The 17,342-nt window shown below is 58.8% G+C and carries 15 protein-coding genes; 9 read left to right on the plus strand and 6 right to left on the minus strand.

Annotation, left to right across the window (positions count from 1 at the left end):
- The first annotated feature begins 141 nt into the window (after positions 1 to 141).
- Both A7A77_RS14470 and A7A77_RS14475 read left to right on the plus strand, forming a co-directional pair.
- On the plus strand, positions 142 to 477 hold the full coding sequence (locus A7A77_RS14470) for a putative quinol monooxygenase (protein WP_066559905.1): 336 nt from the start codon (positions 142 to 144) through the stop codon (positions 475 to 477).
- Positions 478 to 645: 168 nt separating this feature from the next.
- Positions 646 to 876 carry a hypothetical protein gene (locus A7A77_RS14475; RefSeq protein ID WP_066559907.1) on the plus strand — a complete coding sequence of 77 codons (231 nt, stop codon included), beginning with the start codon at positions 646 to 648 and terminating at the stop codon, positions 874 to 876.
- A gap of 93 nt (positions 877 to 969) precedes the next feature.
- On the opposite strand, the gene A7A77_RS14480 is transcribed toward A7A77_RS14475, so the two are convergent.
- Positions 970 to 1,746, minus strand: coding sequence for a ferredoxin--NADP reductase (locus tag A7A77_RS14480; protein WP_066559910.1), 777 nt, complete (start codon positions 1,744 to 1,746; stop codon positions 970 to 972).
- A 92-nt stretch (positions 1,747 to 1,838) separates the two neighbouring features.
- On the opposite strand from A7A77_RS14480, the gene A7A77_RS14485 reads away from it, so the two are divergent.
- Complete coding sequence (locus A7A77_RS14485) at positions 1,839 to 2,717, plus strand: LysR substrate-binding domain-containing protein (protein ID WP_066560100.1); 879 nt, start codon at positions 1,839 to 1,841, stop codon at positions 2,715 to 2,717.
- A gap of 263 nt (positions 2,718 to 2,980) precedes the next feature.
- A complete protein-coding gene (locus tag A7A77_RS14490; RefSeq protein WP_066559912.1) occupies positions 2,981 to 5,218 on the plus strand; it encodes a CHASE2 domain-containing protein in 2,238 nt (745 codons plus the stop codon).
- 15 nt (positions 5,219 to 5,233) lie between these two features.
- Here A7A77_RS14490 and A7A77_RS14495 read toward each other — a convergent pair whose 3' ends face one another.
- From A7A77_RS14495 to A7A77_RS14505, 3 genes are all read right to left on the minus strand, one after another.
- Positions 5,234 to 6,067, minus strand: coding sequence for a FecR family protein (locus A7A77_RS14495; RefSeq protein WP_066559914.1), 834 nt, complete (start codon positions 6,065 to 6,067; stop codon positions 5,234 to 5,236).
- 81 nt (positions 6,068 to 6,148) lie between these two features.
- On the minus strand, positions 6,149 to 6,529 hold the full coding sequence (locus A7A77_RS14500) for a hypothetical protein (protein ID WP_066559917.1): 381 nt from the start codon (positions 6,527 to 6,529) through the stop codon (positions 6,149 to 6,151).
- Between the two features lie 638 nt (positions 6,530 to 7,167).
- A complete protein-coding gene (locus tag A7A77_RS14505; RefSeq protein ID WP_172799921.1) occupies positions 7,168 to 8,010 on the minus strand; it encodes a DUF3800 domain-containing protein in 843 nt (280 codons plus the stop codon).
- Positions 8,011 to 8,320: 310 nt separating this feature from the next.
- On the opposite strand from A7A77_RS14505, the gene A7A77_RS14510 reads away from it, so the two are divergent.
- From A7A77_RS14510 to A7A77_RS14520, 3 genes are read left to right on the plus strand one after another with little or no spacing between them, the layout of a single operon-like run.
- Entirely contained in the window at positions 8,321 to 9,217 is an 897-nt protein-coding gene (locus A7A77_RS14510; protein ID WP_066559932.1) for an adenylate/guanylate cyclase domain-containing protein, read from the plus strand.
- Complete coding sequence (locus A7A77_RS14515; RefSeq protein WP_066559934.1) at positions 9,217 to 9,978, plus strand: adenylate/guanylate cyclase domain-containing protein; 762 nt, start codon at positions 9,217 to 9,219, stop codon at positions 9,976 to 9,978. Before A7A77_RS14510 ends, A7A77_RS14515 begins: the two co-directional genes overlap by 1 nt.
- On the plus strand, positions 9,975 to 10,595 hold the full coding sequence (locus A7A77_RS14520; protein ID WP_156500591.1) for a Pycsar system effector family protein: 621 nt from the start codon (positions 9,975 to 9,977) through the stop codon (positions 10,593 to 10,595). The genes A7A77_RS14515 and A7A77_RS14520 overlap by 4 nt, the downstream gene beginning before the upstream one ends.
- Positions 10,596 to 10,649: 54 nt before the next feature.
- On the opposite strand, the gene A7A77_RS14525 is transcribed toward A7A77_RS14520, so the two are convergent.
- Positions 10,650 to 12,401, minus strand: coding sequence for a hypothetical protein (locus A7A77_RS14525; protein WP_156500592.1), 1,752 nt, complete (start codon positions 12,399 to 12,401; stop codon positions 10,650 to 10,652).
- Between the two features lie 131 nt (positions 12,402 to 12,532).
- Here A7A77_RS14525 and A7A77_RS14530 point away from each other — a divergent pair, with 131 nt between their 5' ends.
- Together A7A77_RS14530 and A7A77_RS14535 are read left to right on the plus strand one after the other, a co-directional pair.
- On the plus strand, positions 12,533 to 14,020 hold the full coding sequence (locus A7A77_RS14530) for an AbiV family abortive infection protein (protein WP_281180036.1): 1,488 nt from the start codon (positions 12,533 to 12,535) through the stop codon (positions 14,018 to 14,020).
- A gap of 369 nt (positions 14,021 to 14,389) precedes the next feature.
- Positions 14,390 to 14,620, plus strand: coding sequence for a hypothetical protein (locus A7A77_RS14535; RefSeq protein ID WP_066559943.1), 231 nt, complete (start codon positions 14,390 to 14,392; stop codon positions 14,618 to 14,620).
- Positions 14,621 to 14,632: 12 nt separating this feature from the next.
- Here the strand turns inward: A7A77_RS14535 and A7A77_RS14540 are convergent, their stop codons facing one another.
- The gene (locus tag A7A77_RS14540; protein WP_066559946.1) at positions 14,633 to 17,338 is read right to left on the minus strand and encodes a conjugal transfer protein TraG N-terminal domain-containing protein; all 2,706 of its coding nucleotides are present in this window, start codon (positions 17,336 to 17,338) and stop codon (positions 14,633 to 14,635) included.
- Between the last annotated feature and the right edge of the window lie 4 nt (positions 17,339 to 17,342).

The following is a 17,342-nucleotide window of genomic DNA, read 5'->3' on the forward strand; positions in this document are numbered from 1 at the left end:
CAATTATTCAGAGACCATCGCCTTCGACCAGAATGGCCCCGGCCAGATATGCAGGGGAATTGACGTTGATCTGCTGGTACCGACCACCATCGGCGTGCAACGCTGTCCGGTACGAATGATCAGCAAAGTTCCCGAAAGCGAATGACGTTCGTCGCGGCCTACTGGTGGCGGGTCAAGCCGGGAAAGGAAGAGCAGTTCCGAAAGGCCTGGTGTCGCGGAACCGAACATATCAGGCAGCGCTATGGCTCGCTAGGTTCACGCCTTCACCGAGACGATATGGGCCGCTTTATCGGTGTTGCCGAATGGCCCGACAGAGACACCTGGCAGCGGGCATACGACGCCAAGATGAAATACGATGACGCGGCAACGCGGGCGGCCTTCGTCGAGGCTCTCGAGGAGTGGGCCGATGAGCCCATTCTATTGATGGAAGTCACAGATGACCTGCTCGACCGCATCCGCAATGATCCGATCACATAATGGAGAGTCCTGGATGTCATTGCAGGTGAAGCCCGGCGAATTGTCTAATTTCGCCAACAGAGCCGACTTTTCCCGCTCTGCGGCTGATCCTCGAAATCTACCATTGATCCATCAAGCTGGCGAGCCAACCTCTACTTGCCTAGCCGCCAACAATGGCTAAGCGGGGGCATGACTGCCTCCGACCTCGAGCATCTGCTTATCACCCGCCTGATCCGGGAGAGAGGCGGCACTTCGCAGACATGGCGGCGGGCGCTTGGCAAGGTGATCGTACGCGACACGGAGACGCACGCCCACTGCAATTGGGATTTTATACTTAGTGGCAGCCAGGCGCAGCGCGCAGCGATCGAGCAGCTGCTCGACGATGTGCGCCTTGAACATTCGATCGTAACAGCCGGTTAACCCGACGGCAGGCAACTGCTGCCGACATTGTAGTCATTGCAGAGCTTTGAGACTTCGCTGAAAAGCTGACATTCAAATGCCCAGACCGGACACCTATTTTTCCGCAAACGCACGCTCGATCACGTAATCGCCAAGCTCGCCCGTGCCCGGAGAGATTTCGAAGCCCAGTTCGTCGAGTACGCCGGACATTTCACGCAGCATGGCTGCGCTGCCGCAGATCATCGCCCTGTCCAGCCGCGGATCGATCGCGGGCAGGCCAAGGTCGGCGACGAGCTTGCCGGTTTCGACTAGCTGTGTCAGCCGCCCAGTGTTGCGAAACGGCTCGCGCGTGACGGTGGGGTAGTAGTGCAATTTTCGGGAGACGAGTTCGCCAAGTAACGGGTGCTCGGGAAGTTCCCGGCTCAGGAAGTCCGAGTAGGCCAGTTCGCCGACCGTGCGCACGCCATGAGCGACCACCACGTTCTCGAACTTCTCGTAGGTGTCTGGATCCTGGACAATGCTGAGGAACGGCGCGAGCCCGGTTCCAGTCGCGAACAGGTACAGCGTCCGGCCGGGCCGAAGATCACGGATGACGAGCGTGCCGACCGGCTTGTTGCTGACGATGATGTCCTGACCCGGCTCGATATGCTGTAGCTGGGATGTCAGCGGGCCATCGGGCACCTTGATGCTGAAAAATTCCAGTTCGTCCGCATAGTGGGGGCTGGCTATGCTGAATGCGCGCATGAGGGGCTTGCCGCTCAGGTGCATGCCGAGCATCACGAAGTGGCCGCTCTCGAACCGGAACGAGGGATCACGCGTTGTTCGGAAGCTGAAAAGCCGGTCGTTCCAGTGGTTGACGCTCAGGACGCTTTCGGTGCGCAGACTTGCCATCTCATTTCTCCATGCGGGGCGCCCTCGCCCTAGGCCATCCTCCATTATCCAAAAAGCTGGTAATACTGATCGATTACATCTAAAAAATGGATATGCGGTTCAGCCTCCGACATCTCGAGATATTCGTCGCCGTCGCCCGCGCCGGGAGCATCTCGGTCGCCGCCACCAAACTTTCCATGTCGCAATCCGCGGCGAGCACGGCGCTCATCGAACTGGAACGGCGCTATGGCCGCTCACTGTTTGACCGTGCCGGAAAGCGATTGAAGATCAACGAAACGGGCCGTTCGCTTCTCGTGCCCGCCCTCGAATTGCTGGCGCGCGCCGAGGAGATCGACGGGCTCCTGTCGGGCCGGTCCGGTCCGGGGCCCCTGCATCTCGGCGCCACGCAGACGATCGGCAACTATATCGCCCCGGCTCTGATCAATGCCTACTCCGAGCGGTACAAGGGATGCGCGATCACGCTTGAAATCAGAAACACGGCGGAGATCGCAAGCAGGATCGCCGAATTCTCACTCGATCTGGCGTTGGTGGAAGGCGCCTATGTCCACCCCGACCTTGTCGTGAAGGAATGGCTTCATGACGAGCTGATCCTGATCTGCGGCGTGTCGCACCCACTTGCCGGACGACAAGCGTGGGGCATCGAAGATGTTCTGGCCGAGCGTTGGGTTGTCAGGGAAAAGGGATCGGGTACCCGGCAGACTCTCGACACTGCTATGCAACCTTACCTGAGCCGCTGGCGGATCGGTATGGAACTCCAGCAGATAGAGGCCATCCTTGAAATGGTGGCAGTCAGTCCGCTGATCGGGTGTGTCCCTCGCGTGGCAGCGCAGCATTTCATTTCGCAAGGCCGGCTCGTCGAAATCAAAGTCCCCGAGCTCGAATTGCAGCGTCGCTTCTACGTCATCACTCACAAGGCGAAGTACTTCACTGCCGGCATCCGCGCCTTTCTCGATATATGTGAACGCGCGTGATGGAGAGGCCCGGAATCCATTGCCGGTGAAGTCGAGCCAACTGTCTTAATTCGCCGACAAAGCGGCCGTTCTCTGCCACAATTTTGTTCGACGAAAGCTGCCATAAACTAGAGACTTGCGGACGACGACATTGGGCCGTGAGACGACCATCATCCGTATAGCTGGTGAACAACCGCCACTTGGCCAGCCTCTCTGCAGCCCATTACGTTTGATTTCCTCCTTCGCCGTCCATACGCTTCACCCGTAAACGACAGGGAGATCTCATGGCAGCGCATTACGCCCGGCTGAAACGCTTTGGGCCAGCGCTTGCGGGCGTTGCAACTCTCGCTTTCATCGTACTTTTGCAGTTTGCCGATCCCGCTCCGCTGCAGCGTGTGCGGATGCAGGTGTTCGATTTCTACCAGATTGCATCACCGCGTCTCGCTGCAGAAGATCGCGTGACGATCGTCGATATCGATGAGGATTCGATTGCACGGCTCGGCCAATGGCCCTGGCCCAGAACCGATCTTGCCGAACTCACGCGCCGGCTCGGCAATGCCGGCGCTGTGGTGATCGCCTACGATATCGTGTTCTCGGAGCCGGATCGGACTTCGATTTCGCAAGTTGCCACACGCTACGAACGATTGGGATATGGCAATACTCTTGCCGATCTTGCCGCCAAGGTCCCCGACAACGATGCGCTATTGGCGGAAAGTTTCGCCAAGGCGCCAGTGGTGACAGGCTTTTTCCTCGACCGGAACAAACGCGGGCGCAATTTCGAACCAAAGACCGGCTTCACGTTGCATGGGTCGCTGCCGACCGCGAAGGTCAACAGCTACGAGGGGGCATTGCTGCCGCTTCCCGGGTTGGAGGCTGCTGCGACAGGTAACGGTTTCGTCAGCCTTGAAGGCGACGCAGATGGATTGGTCCGCCGCGTCCCGCTCGTGGCGATTCACAGGGACAAGCTGATCCCTGCCCTCTCTCTGGAGGCCGTTCGTATCGCCCGCAGCGCCGGATCGCCCAGCCTGATGACAAGCGACGGCAGCGGAGAAACTGCCTCCGCACCCGGTTCGGCAGTTGCCGTTCGAATTGGCGGCGTCGAAGTCCCTGTGACCGACCGTGGGGAAATGTGGGTGCATTTTCCACCGCCAGAATCCCAGCGCATGCTTCCGGCATGGCCGATCATCACCGGCGCGATGTCGGACGACGATCTCGCGAAGGCGGTCAGGGGGAAAATCGTCTTCGTCGGTGGCAGCGCGGCAGGGTTGCAGGACCTGGTGTCTACCCCCACGCAAAAGCTGATCGCTGGCGTGACCGTTCACGCCGCGGCAGCGGAGCAAATGCTCGGCGGCGATTTTCTCGAACGACCCGATTGGGCATTCGGCCTTGAACTCGTGCTTACGCTCCTGCTTGGTGGCAGTCTGGCGCTGGTTCTTCCCAGGCTTGGCGCAGCATGGGGTGCGTTGTCTGCCTTGCTTGGCATTGCAGCAGTCGCTGCCGGAAGCTGGGCGGCGTTCACGCAGGCCAGCTACCTGCTCGATCCGACTTATCCGATCCTATCGCTGGTGATGGTGTACATCGTCCAGACCGTTGCGGTATTCTATCGCGAGGAACGCCAGCGCCGCTACATCCATTCCGCATTCGACCGCTACCTCTCGCCCGAAATGGTACGCAGGATCGCAGCCGATCCCGACAAGCTCGAACTCGGTGGCGAAGAGCGCGAGATGACCGTTCTGATGTGTGACATTCGTGGTTTTTCAAGAATTTCGGAAGGCTATTCACCGAAGGCGCTGATCTCGTTCCTCATCGATTTCCTGACGCCGCTCAGCGACATCCTGCTCGCCCGCAAGGCCACCATCGACAAATATATCGGCGATGCGGTGCTGGCGTTCTGGAATGCACCGCTTGATGACCCCGACCAGCATGAGAATGCCGCGCGAGCCGCGCTGGAGATGATTGCGAATACCGCTGAACTGAACCGCACGATGCCCGCCGTCGAAGGGGCGGCATGGCCTGGAAACGTGCGGATCGGCATCGGCCTCAACTCAGGAGTGTGCTGCGTCGGCAACATGGGCTCCCGGCAGCGGTTGTCCTATACGCTGATTGGGGACACCGTAAATCTGGCCTCCCGTCTTGAAGGCCTGACCAAGCAATACGGCGTACCCATCATTGCAGGCTACGCACTGGCCGAGCACCTGACCGAATTCGCATTGCTTGAGATTGATTACGTGCGTGTCGTGGGCCGCGATGCGCCAGAGCGGATCTTTGCACTGCTAGGAGACGAACTCGTCCGCGGACAGCCGGATTTCGAACGTCTGGCCAGGGTGCATGGCAGCATAATCGCGGCCTACCGTGAACAGCGCTGGGACGATGGGCTCGCGGCAATCAATCGCAGTGCAGCCGACTACGCTGCGTTCGAGATCGGTGGCCTGCGCAATCTCTATCTCGACCGCATCACCGCGCTTCGCACCGATCCGCCGGCCGATGATTGGGACGGCATATTCGTGGCAACCCTGAAATAGCGCCCACCGCGCCGATTAATTACCCGTACCATTCTGGTTGTTTGCCGTACCCGGGATTCCGTTCGCATCCTGGGCAGGCTGAGTCCGCACCGGCGCTTCGTCGTCACCACTCAGTATGGCACCTATGGCGACGGCCCCGACAACGGCGGGAATCAGCTTTTCGAGCAGCCCCCCGCCCTTCGCAGCACGTGCGACTTCGGGTGCAAGCTCGTCCTGCACCTGGGAAAGCGCCTTGTCCGAAATGGCAAACGGTCCGATCGGCGGGGCGCCGTTACGCGGAATATAGGCGGCGAGTCCCGGTCGATCGAGCAGGACGGTCACGCCTGCACCCGAGACTTCAGCTTGCCCCACCGTCAGTCCGCCTGCAGTTTGCGCGCCCGGACCACGCAGGATCACCAGCGTCGCCTCATCCTTCTTGCTGTCAACTTTTCCGACGAATTCCTCGCTCTCGGCGATGGTCTGGGCCTGCTTGCCGACCAGCAGGTCCAGCGCCGTACCGCGAATGCCGATGCGTCCGGCAGGGGTTCGGATTTCGGCGTTGTTCCCGTCCGCCTGACGACCGGAGAAGAACCGCAGGGCTCCCTTGATGAACGATGCGAAAACCGAACGCCCCGCATTCGGATCGTAGACGAACTTATCGATCTGCACGCGTGATTGCGCGCCGATCCCGAATGTCGAGCGATCCAGAAGCAGGATCTGCAATTGCGAGCGCTTGCCTGTGTCGATCAGGTCCCCCCAGGCGATGCGCTGCTTGCGCTCGATCTCTCGCGGCTTCTTGATCTGCGCGTTGCTCATCCGCACGTCGCCAACGACGGTCGCGGCATTACCAACCTCGACCGACTGAGCCACTGCAGGGTATGCAACACAAACCGACGAAAGTGCGGTACCGACTGCGAGCGACATCCAAAGCTTGTGCGATCGGCCCATCGTTCAGCCCTTCTCCGCCGGTTCGCACATGGCACGGGCTTCGTCGAGAAGACCGTCGCTGTAATATTTCTTCTTGAGCTTGGCGAGTTCGACACGGCCACCCTGCCGGTCGTCGATCCGGCAGAGATAGACAGCATGGATCAGGCGGGCTTCATGTGACTTCGGGTTGGCGGCAAGCACCCGTTCAAGCGTGGCCAGAGCGTCGAGATATTCCCCACGCTTCGCTTGCTCTTGCGCCATCGAAATGCCGGATGGCGCATCGGCCGATTGATCCGACAGTGCGTCGAGTTCTTCCAGTGTCTCGGCGCTTACGGGGAGCGAGACAAATAACCCGCAGAGAAGCAATGCGGGAGCCAAACCCCTTACGATGCGCGGACGGGCCATCTTCCTCTCCTCGCTGTCACCTGGGAAAAATTGTGCCACATGGGCGGCCAAAGTAGCAAGCACACGAGATAGCAGGAACGACACCCGAATTTTCCAACTCACTCATCGGGACTGGACCCATCGGCTGCAGCCACTGCCTTTCCAACCGAAAGTGGTCGGGGAAAAGGCAACTGCGGAAAAGTCGCACGACTGTTGAACTGGTGTTCAGCAGCCGCCGACAAGGCAGCCATTCGAGGCGCATTGGAGCCTCCTCGAAAGCGGTCCTACGTTCAACCGTCTCGCGCGCCGCGCCCGGGACACGGCGGTTTGGTGCCTGAAATGTCGGATTCCAGGCGAGATCGGAAACAAAAGACTTCGTGATTGTCGTCTACGCTCGGGCCGCAACGGTCAATGCTTTGGGAGACACGGACGGAAAGCCGGTCGCGGAAGTGCCGGCGGCCCGGGCCCGATCCGACTAAGTCATTGAATTCAGATTCATCTTAACATTTGAATCACAACGATTTTTCCAGTACCGTCGAGAGGACGAGCTACGCCGGAAACACCTTTCGCCTAAACGCCGCGCGTGGGAGGGCAGCTTCTGAGACGGTCGCCCGAAGGATGGCCACCTATCGCTCAGTTGAACGGAAGGCCGGGGCTCGTCACCCTTTCTCAAATTTATATCCGAAGTGCTCGAAGATGGGGCGATCTTCGAGAGGGATCGTGCCCTGATGCGCGAAAGGCAGGCGCAGCAGACTGAAATCGGCAATCCGCTTTGTCCTCGCGCACTTCGGGAAGACTGGCTTCAAGTTCTGAGCGGGCTTTAGGCAGTGCTTATTGCCGACTGAGCAAGCGGCCTGAAAGACTGCGCTTGCCGCGATATCTGCCAATTGCAGACCAGCAACGTCCGCATGGGGCCGCACTTGGCAATGGCTGCTAAAAATGATGCCAGGCGCCAGACCTCGCTTCTTCAGGACCAGCGTCTTGGTCAACGTCTGCGCCTCTAATCTGGTGAGGTAGTCGCGGAGCTCCTGGTAGTCGTGACCGCCGCGTTCCGAGAACATGATCTTTGCCGGCGCGACTGGCTCGTTGTCAGCGAGGCACTTACGATAGCACCATTCGGTCACGCGCTCTAGCAGCAGACGTAGACACCAGTTGTAGAATTCCTTGTCGTTCGCGCGGCCGAGCACGGGATTGTAATGGTCGCGCATAGTATCCTTGAGGGATGCTAACGCGAATATCCTGACTGGCTTGCGGCCAAGCATCCTGGTCACTCGTTCGCGATTGGACTCGCTGAGCGTCCTATAGTGAAGACCTTTGGTTCCATGGCTGCGAACAGCCTCGCGCATGTCCGCCACCCAATCGACAACTTCCAAATCTCGGGTGGCACGAACAACGACGGCGGAAAGCGAGAACCAGTCAGTCCAGAGCCTCTCGGCGGTCGATTTCGGCTTCACGCCCGGATCGCCGGCTTCATCGATATAAACGAGGAACTTAGGGTCCATCCCCATTTACTGCCCCGAAATCCCGAAATAATCGAGTCCGGCTTCCCACACCGCAGTTTCCGCCGACATAGCGGTCGTACGGCTTGTAAAGTCTGCCTTTCAAAACGAGCCGTCCGTTCATCACTGAAGGGCGTTCTGGAATTGGAATGAATTGAGTCCTTTACGGTCCGGCAGTTCCGACGGAGCCCTATCAATCCCAAAACTGGCTTTCGCCTCCCTAGCGGCAATGAAGTGATTATGACTTCCTCTAAATGATTGCCTATGGCATGTTCCCTATATGTTTTCAGAAATTCAACGGGAACTCTTGCGCATGCCCCAGCGCGCCGACTTCGTGATGGAGGCAGTCGATGTCGGTGAGGAAGGGCGCATCACCACAAAGATGCTGCCCGATCCACGCCGTTACGAGATAACGGAGAAGGACGGCGAGGTCCTTTATATCGACAAGTATCTCGGACATGCGTTTTCGTTGGACGCTATGGTCGCAGGGTTTGCCGGCGTCCCGATCTACGCGCTTTCTCCTCGCATCGATTCAACGCTGGAATACACGCAGTCCCGGCATGATGCGCTCAACAGCGAAATTGGTTCGGGTGAATATACGCCTCCCGCAGAAAGCCCGAATTTGCACCGCGAGCTGGATACGAGCGGCGAAGAAAGGCTTATCGGGTTTGTGTCAGTCGATATTTGCGGGGCAACCGCCATGCGCAGGCGCAACGCTGCTGCGTTCGACCGGGCATACGAGCTGTTCACGCGTGAGCTTGGCACCGTCGTCGGACAATTCAACGGGTCGATCCTCAAGACCAAAGGCGATGGCTTTATTGCCTTTATCGATCATCCATCCTTCACAAGGGTGTCCGACAACGTGGTGGATATGGGCCTCAGCCTTCTTGCGGTCCTGCATCGTTCGCTCAATCCCGCATTGGAGAAGGCGGGGATTGAGCCACTCAGCATTCGCGTCGGCGCCGACTTCGGAGAAGCCAAGATCAAGACGATATCCGTCCCCGCGACGGGCTTTGTCTGCCAAGAAGTTGTGAGCGATGCGCTCAACCGCGCCGTCAAGATCGAGGAAGCGTGCCAGCCCAACGAATTGCTAATCGGACGATGCCTCTATCAGCTCATCCATGTCGGGTGGTTAGAGCGCGCGACAGAGGTGAAATTTGACGGCGCACAGGTCGGCATGCCCGGCTATCAAACCTACCGGATCGTGTAATGCCCAACCCATCATCCAATGACCTCACTGCGACCTATTATCGCGCTCAGATCGATAGGATCGTAGCGACGCTCAACAAGATCACGGCTCGCCCTGCCGGTGTTGGGGCAGGCTATGTGGTCCCGAGCGCGGACAATATCGCGATCCATGATGGACGGCGAATCGAAGCGACGGTGATGTTTCTCGACATTTGCAAATTCTCGCAGCGCCCGTCCGAGAGTGCCGAAGAGCAAGCTTCTATTATGCAGGTGATCTCGCTCTTTTTCACCGAGATGATCCATATCATCGAGGACCATGGCGGCGTCGTCGAGAAGAACACGGGCGATGGCCTCATGGCCTATTTTGCCCGCAACGATCTCGCGGACATATCTATTCAACATCGCGCCGTGGCCTGCGCTCTGACGATGTTCGCAGCGGCGGACCTGATTAATCCGGTGCTACAACGTGCCGGGATTCCGCCCCTCGATTTTCGCATCTGTATGGATCACGGCTTCATCACGGTGGCTAAAGTCGGCGCGGCGCGCCGCTTCAATGGTATCGTAGCCGTCGGCACAACGGCCAACATCGCATCCAAGATGCTCTCCGTTGCAAAGGCGAACACCATTTTGCTCGGAGATCAGATGCTGAGCGGCCTTCCGACCTATTGGCTACAAAATTGGGTCAAGCTGGAAACCAAAGATACCGGCTGGCACTATCAGCAATCACAAACCCCATATCCATTTTGGCGTTACATCGGACGCTGGAAAGCGCCAATCCTATGAGCACCCAACGAGCCGAAGAACATGAAACCCCGGTCCTGTTGCCGCCCGAGATTGAGAACGCACCGGGAATGGCGGCCCCACCGACTGCGGCAGCAACAATAGAACCTGTACCGATGCTTGCGTTGGAGGGGTACCACAGTGAATTCGCGACGTTCCACGAGGGCTATGTTCGACATTATATTCAACTGGCCGATGCCAAAGCCGGTGTGGGCTTCGGTATTATCGCGGGGGTCCTAGCATACCTGCTTGGCAAAGATGCTGTCCGGAACATTTTGTTGCATCCGGCGCTCTCGGCAAGGTTCGGGTTCACTTTTGCAGCCATTTTCTTTCTGATCGCTTCGGCGACGTGCGCGTTTCTGGTGATCGCGCCCCGCCTGCGCTCATCGCCTGGAGAAGCAGGGTTAATATTTTTTGGTGATGTTGCAGAGCGAGCCTCGGACGATGAATATGTCAGCGATATTGCCTCCCGGTCACAATCCAACCTGACAGTGGCTCGGCTTCGCCATTGCTATGATGTGGCGAGCGTATGCTCGCGAAAATACGCCTTGCTGAAAAAGTCGATCTGGCTTGCACTTCCTGGGCTGGCGCTTGCGATGGCGATGTTCCTATTATTGTAGGATAGGGCTTGATGAACTGAGTCAGCCCGCTACGCGGCCCGATTGTGAACGAACTTAGGGAGCGGGCAGCTCTTCATTACTAGTATCGGCTGGCTCCAGCTTTTTATCGATGATCAGCCCGAGCAGGGTGTAAGGCACCTTGCTTCCAGTGCGCAGGGCTTCTTCATATTCCATGATCCGGGCAACGCCCGGCATCGCGCCCACAGCACGATCAGCGGCTTTAAGGGCCTCGTCGATTTGACCGGATTCTTCCAGCCGTTCGGCCACAAACATGGCCATTCCCGCTTCGACCTCCGGCGGGAAGCGAAGCGCGTTCTTCTGCTTACACGTCCGCCAATAGTCGCTTTCGACGGCCAGTACCGTTTCCAATGGCCAGTTTATTTTCCGTTCCATCAAGATCAGAAGAGCAAGGCTGACAGCGTGAGGCTCCGAGATGAACGCTTCATGCTTGCGCATGAAGGCTTCAGCGCCATCGAGCCTATGCGTGGATGAGGTGACATGGTGCCATAGATAATAAAGCCCGAGCATCGAGCGCTTCTCTTTGCTCGATGTGCCCGCCACAGACTTTTCGTAGAGTTCGAGAAGCGGTCTTAGGTCGGTCAACTCGGCATCTGGACGTCCGGCAAGAACTGGTAATAGCTGTTCTATGAACGCTGCAAGTCGTCCATGCGCCTGAACAGGCTGAAATCCGTCCGTTCGCCAAATCCAGTATTGCGGTGCGAGCCGCCCACGGATGATGCCGGGCAGTGCCTTCCGATAATTAAAGTCCTCATTCGTGCCCGGTTCCGCCCGGTCAAGCGCGGTCAAAATGACATGGCGGGTGAGGCGATGAAGGCCGGCGATGGTCAGGAGCGTCTTTCCCTCCACCCAAGCCGTCTCGTAGAACTTCCCAAGTGACGACATTTCCGGCGCCAGCGTGTGAAGCTGATGCATGGTACGGGAGCGGATCGCATAGGCTTCCGCCAGAGCGGGCGGGATGTCGATGGCTTTGATCGGCAACTGACCCTGCGTCGCGTCCTCACGATAAAATGATGGCTGGATATGGCCGAGCGTGAAATCGATAAATTTTCGGCTCAGCCCAAGATGCTCGTTCTGTAGGATCGCCGCGTGCACCGCGTCTTTTATAGGCTCCGATGCATCGGCCAACGCCTCGTCCACCCGGAGGCGCTTGTCCGCTGGATAATCTGCCCATTCCGCTGGCTTGGGCTCGGTCAGGTGGGCAAGTGACTCCAACGCGGCGACCATGAGCGTGTACGCTAGGCTGATATCGTCCGCCACGCGATGCGTAGCGATTACGCATCGCCTGATCGCCCGCATGAACCGCTCATAGGTGTTCCTGTCGAGCCCGACCAGTTTTGTAATGAGGTCATTTAAGACCTGCTCGTCGCCATCTTGCATGATGACCGATGAGTTGAAAGTCCTGGGAAGCTGGCGATCGCGCATCCGGCCAGCGTTGGCACTTACGCCCGGCGAAATGATTAGACGGTTGGCAAGATCATGGTTGGGGCTGCAAATCACATCGAATGCGAAGGCGAAGACATCCGCCACGTCGGCAATCAGGTCTTCGCCTGCGGTCGAGATGAGGACTTCCGGCTGGTTCGCCTCGGTGACGCTTTCAAGCTGCTCCAAGATTTCGGCGGTGATCGTGGCGAGGCCAGCGCTTGAAGTCGAGAAACGCAGTGTGCCGACAGGAATGGTCCAGACCGTATCCCGGAATATCCGATAATTGGTGTAGAGCGCGCGGCGATGCAGGGTCTCGTAAAGTTTTACGGGACGAAAGTATTTACCGGTGACGATCTGAAGCATAGCCCGCTCGAATTGCCATAAACGCTTGCGGAGTATCGGCATCTCAGAACAAACTGTCGATAGGCGCCATTGGGCAGAATTGCTGCGATGCCGCCAGCGGATTGGACGCGGAGGGGCGGTTGGATGAAGGCTTGATACATGGTCGGCAGCTTTGCCTAGCCCATGCAGCGGAGTTGATCGCCGCTGCCGCAAAGCTGCTCGAAGACAATGCGTACCCGCATCTATCCTATCACCTAAGCCTATTGGCCTTGGAGGAAATAGGGAAAGGGACGATGATCGCGGCCAAAGCGGTCGTCGGGAATGATCGTGACAACGGCTTGATGGACAAGTGGCTTTCGAGCCATAAGCGCAAGCTTCAATGGGCGGTGTGGTCGCCCATGCGGCAGATTGATCCTGCCGATTTCGAGGAGGCGCGGAAGTTTGCCGAAAGCGTCCATGCCCGGCGGCTAGCCTCGCTCTATGTCGATCCGAACGCGGATATGACCGATCTTCCGCCTCGGGAGAATGTGACGGTTGAAGATGCGGTGTCGGTGCTTGGGCTGGCGCGCACGCGGCTTGAACTTGAGCAAACGACTGGCGGCCCAATTGGCGAGACAGACGAAATCCTAGAATGGTTCCTAGAAACCGTTGATGACCCTGAGGCGGTCAAACGACTGTTCAGCAAGTCCTTTCTTGAGAAATATGCGGCGCTCGGCGATACGAGAGCGTGGGCTTTATGGGCGAAAGAGGAGTTCGCCAGGATTGCGGCGGAATCCTCGACCTTGCTCGCACAGGAACTGAGAAAGGGGGGCGGATCTGTCGAGACGGCGAAGCCGCGCTGGCAGGCGCAATCCATCATCTACACCCCGTCGCATTCGCTTAAGCCCAAAATCCTGAACTATTGGAACGACAGGATTGATATCCTGAAATTGCTGTGGACGGGGAAGAAGGACCAGCTCCTGCTGGAAATCACACTTCCTGATTCCGTGGGCATACAGGAAGTGCATGGCAAGGCCGTATCGCTGGCAAAGCTGGTATTGGCCTGCCTCAATATGGGCAGCATAGGCTATTTCTGGTTCGAGCCGCCCGGCTTTGAGGCAGAGTTGTTCCGCCAGTTCAAGGATTTCGAAAACCCCAAGTCCACCCTTCAAATCGGTCGCGCCGGAAGCTTTTGGGGGACGGGGCGTGCGGTGGCACTGGAGCCCCTGCACATGCAGCACGCGGTCGACTGCATGATGGCTTATGCGCCGCTTTCCGGAGAGGAGGCCGAGCCGATCTTCCGTCCCTATTTTGACGGACTGGCCTTCATTGCGAAATCGGACATCTATTATTCGTTCGATGAACTCGCCCGCCACGCTTTCGTACACGCGCTGGCGGGTGCCTTGCGCAAATATGGCGGGTGGGACGGTGACCCCCATACGTTCGAGCTGACGCTGCACAAGGCGTTCAAACCCTTCATGCCCGAACGCGAACACCGCGACACCGTCTTCGACGCTTTGAAGGCAAGCCCGGGCGAGGAGGACGCATCACTGCACAACCTCCGCAACGCAAAACAATTGGCTGACCTTTACCTTGTCCATGTCGCAAAGACGCGGTGGCGAGACATTTTGGAGAAAGCTCCGCGCCACAAAAGTGGATAGCTATTTACCTCCCGGAAACAGTCAGTCGACGCTGTCCAATGAAACTGCACGCAACACTCTACTCCCAAAGCAGATGCGCTACCGGAGTGAACGAATGGCCGTTTCAAGCTCCTGGGCTTCGGAACTTGCCGTTCCGGATCGTCCGACATAGCGGGCGATCCGGTCTAGTCAGTTCCACGTCACCTGTTGATCCTTCGGACGTTGATGGAAGTCTCCAAAGCCGGTGTGATGGAGGTTCATCGGAGCGGCCGAGATAAGGTGCCAACCATTTCTGAGAGTAGAGGGTGCAGAAAATCGGCGAACCTTCAAGGGCCGAATTTCCCCCTCCCAATCCCATTCTGTTTCCGCTATGTTCCAAGGAGTAGCCGGATGAACGCCCTGATGCCCAACTTCGATCTCGACCCCAGAAACAAGCCTCACGGCGAGGAATGGCAGGGCTTTGCCGAGGTCGACGAGGCCATCCGCGAAAATCGCCTCGTGGAATATCGTTTCCGCAAGTCCTGGGCCGATCCTTGGGGGCGCAAGATCACAATTCTTGCCGTTGGGCTGGTTGTCCTGACTTTTGCATTCCTTGCCGGTGCATCGTTCGGTCTTTGGTGAACCGCCGCTCCGTTACCACTTCTTCACATCATCGGCCGCGTCAGCGCTAGCTCCGCGAGCCTCTTTTGTGGACTGCCGTAGCGCATCGCGAACCTTGTCGACACGTTCGTCCCCGTTAGATTGCACGCGGCTGACTTCGTTTTGGATAGGCTCGAGGTTCGGAGCGTTCGGCACAGAACCACCGATAGTGCCGCCAACCGCTGATCGACGGCGTACATCAACCGGACCGGATATGTTCGGTTGGGCAACGGCTGAACCGGAGTTCAGCACGAGTTGATCCTCGATATTGTCGCGCAGGATATCGGCGTAGCTGTCGATAAAGCGGGTCTGCAGTGCCCGGCCTTCGGCGCCGAGCTGGAACGCAACATCATCGAAGCGTGCGTTGCCATAGAAGTCGCGGTTGCGGTCGATTTCCGCCATCCCCCATTCGCGATAGGCCTGCGACAGGTTGAGCGTGCCCGAGGCGCTGTTGCTGTCGAAGAGCGAGGCCTGCTGTTCGAGCCGATGGGCGATCTCTTCGGATCGCCGTGCTTCCCTCGTGTAGCTCTGGGCTTCAGTCAGCGATGCATTCATCCCGCTTGCGGACGTGGAAACGGATGAACTCGATTCCGTTCCGACGGTGCGAACAAAACCGTCGCGCGTGCTGATCCAGTTCCGGCTATCGGATATCTGCCGCAGGCTACCCAAAATTCGCGACCGGTCTTCTGACGCTATGCCGATATCGCTGTCGGTCCACGTTCGCGTGCCGCCAGCTTTCCCTCCACCTTTGATGCTCCCAATGCCGCTCGTAGCAGCGGCCTGCGCCCCAATCTCCCCACCGACAAACCACGCTGTCGTGATATCGTCGGCCGCCCGCCGCGACAGCCCGTACTGCCGCTGCAGGGCGAGTGATGCCTGGTCGACCTCGGAAAAGGCGGTCTGGATGCTGTCGGAATTCGACTGCCCAGTGGCGGTCTCGAAGGCGCGGCCCTGGCTGTACTGGTCGCGCAGTTCACGAAAGCGCGAGACGGCGCTGCTGGTCGACTGCGCGGCTATATTGGCAAGGCTTTCGGAATTCGCGCGGGCTTCGCTCGCCATGGTGGCAAGCCGGCTCGAGACTTCCTGGCCGACCGAGGGCGTGAACGGATAGCTCGAATTCGGGAGCTGGTCGTAGCTGGCTTCGGGATAGCTGGTCTCGACCGAACCTGTGGCACTGACGGTGCGGGTCTGCGCCGCGCCATAGGCAAACGAGGGTGCGACGGTGCCTTGCGCGAACTGGCGGGTGAGCACGTTCGAGTTCTCGAAGCTGGTATTGCCCAAGGCAACATTGCCGGTGCTGGCTTCGCGCGCGGCTTCCTCGGCCGCGTTCTGGCTGGGGTTCAGATAACTCGTGGCATGATGCGAGATCGCCATGGCGCCGCGCGCGACCCCGCCGGCGAGGAACGGCACCGAGGCGATAAGGTAACCGGCCAGAATTCCGATATCGCTGTTGACATCGGCCATGCCGGTAAAGCTCGCCAGCGTCAGGCCGCTGCCGCCTGCAACCGCGCTCATGTCGGCCGCGCCCTTGGCCATCAGCATCATGTGGAGGATGACGAAAAGCGGCCCCCAGGCCGCAAGGTAGAAGAAGCCGGTGACATAGCCTTTCAGGGCAACCGGTCCCGAACGCGGCATCAGGAACAGCGGGAAGAGCACGGGGAAAAGCGCGTAGAACAGGACAGTCAGCGCCACATTAAGCAGTGGCACCCATTTCATGGCATTGCTGGCGATCGAGGAATAGGTGCGCTCGGTCTGGATATCGGCGCGGGTCTGGGCATAGACATCGACGCTGCCGGCCCCGCTCGCCCCCGACATCGAATGCATGGCGCTTTCCATCGCGTTGATGGTCAGCGTCTGCTGGAAGATTTGGGTCGCATTGGCCGATACCCCGGCGAGATACTGGTAGGCGATGGGGAGGTCGGCAAAGAGCTTGGCCTTGGCGAGTGCTGCGGTCTGGTTGGGGTAGAGCTGGCGGCCGAAGACGGTGCCCATGTCGTCGACCAGGCCAGCCCATTGCGTGGAAAGCGTATTATAGGCATCGCGGCAGGTGACGATGTCCGAAGTGACCATGCCACTGCCGCTGTCGCGCACGAGAAAGCGCTGCGCACGTGCCTGGCTGCCCGGCGCGATCGTCGCCCAGATATCGCTGCTTTCAGAGAGGTCCTTCATCGACATGCGGCCGAGCAGTACGTCGTAGAACACGCATTGCTTGAAATGCTCGTCGAGATTGGCGGCAAATTCGGGATCGGAAATGCGCAGGGACCGCGTCGCATCGTAAAGCCGCGCGCCATAGATCATGCCGTTCTTCGAATAGTCGAGATCGCCGGGAAGGCCGAAGACGACTTCGGCGGAACCTGTCAGATAATCGCCGACCTGGCTGGTAAAACTCGCCATGAGCGCTAGACCCAGCGGCACATTGGCGACCTCTGCCGGCGCAAGGCCCGGATTGAGCCGGTCGGTGACATGGACGTCGATCCGCGGCACCATCAGGCAGGAATAGATGAGCGTGGCGCCCAGGAACCAGTTGATCCAGGCACGCCAGTCCTGGTTGAAGGCGAGGGTGAGGGCCGACAAACCCAGCCCCATGACCATGACAACCTGGATCAGGCTCTTGTAACCGCCGTTCCCGGTCCATGCGGCAACGGCCTGGAAGGTGCCGACGAGATAGTCGCCGCCGCCGATGGTGAAGATCTCGACCATGGGA

Source organism: Croceicoccus bisphenolivorans (genome assembly GCF_001634625.1).
Classification (GTDB): domain Bacteria; phylum Pseudomonadota; class Alphaproteobacteria; order Sphingomonadales; family Sphingomonadaceae; genus Croceicoccus; species Croceicoccus bisphenolivorans.

Coding starts and splice junctions, on each gene's coding strand:
- A7A77_RS14470 (WP_066559905.1), top strand. CDS start 142: ATGACGTTCGTCGCGGCCTACTGGTGGCGGGTCAAGCCGGGAAAGGAA.
- A7A77_RS14475 (WP_066559907.1), top strand. CDS start 646: ATGACTGCCTCCGACCTCGAGCATCTGCTTATCACCCGCCTGATCCGG.
- A7A77_RS14480 (WP_066559910.1), bottom strand. CDS start 1,746: ATGGCAAGTCTGCGCACCGAAAGCGTCCTGAGCGTCAACCACTGGAAC.
- A7A77_RS14485 (WP_066560100.1), top strand. CDS start 1,839: ATGCGGTTCAGCCTCCGACATCTCGAGATATTCGTCGCCGTCGCCCGC.
- A7A77_RS14490 (WP_066559912.1), top strand. CDS start 2,981: ATGGCAGCGCATTACGCCCGGCTGAAACGCTTTGGGCCAGCGCTTGCG.
- A7A77_RS14500 (WP_066559917.1), bottom strand. CDS start 6,529: ATGGCCCGTCCGCGCATCGTAAGGGGTTTGGCTCCCGCATTGCTTCTC.
- A7A77_RS14505 (WP_172799921.1), bottom strand. CDS start 8,010: ATGGACCCTAAGTTCCTCGTTTATATCGATGAAGCCGGCGATCCGGGC.
- A7A77_RS14510 (WP_066559932.1), top strand. CDS start 8,321: ATGCCCCAGCGCGCCGACTTCGTGATGGAGGCAGTCGATGTCGGTGAG.
- A7A77_RS14515 (WP_066559934.1), top strand. CDS start 9,217: ATGCCCAACCCATCATCCAATGACCTCACTGCGACCTATTATCGCGCT.
- A7A77_RS14520 (WP_156500591.1), top strand. CDS start 9,975: ATGAGCACCCAACGAGCCGAAGAACATGAAACCCCGGTCCTGTTGCCG.
- A7A77_RS14525 (WP_156500592.1), bottom strand. CDS start 12,401: ATGCTTCAGATCGTCACCGGTAAATACTTTCGTCCCGTAAAACTTTAC.
- A7A77_RS14535 (WP_066559943.1), top strand. CDS start 14,390: ATGAACGCCCTGATGCCCAACTTCGATCTCGACCCCAGAAACAAGCCT.
- A7A77_RS14540 (WP_066559946.1), bottom strand. CDS start 17,338: ATGGTCGAGATCTTCACCATCGGCGGCGGCGACTATCTCGTCGGCACC.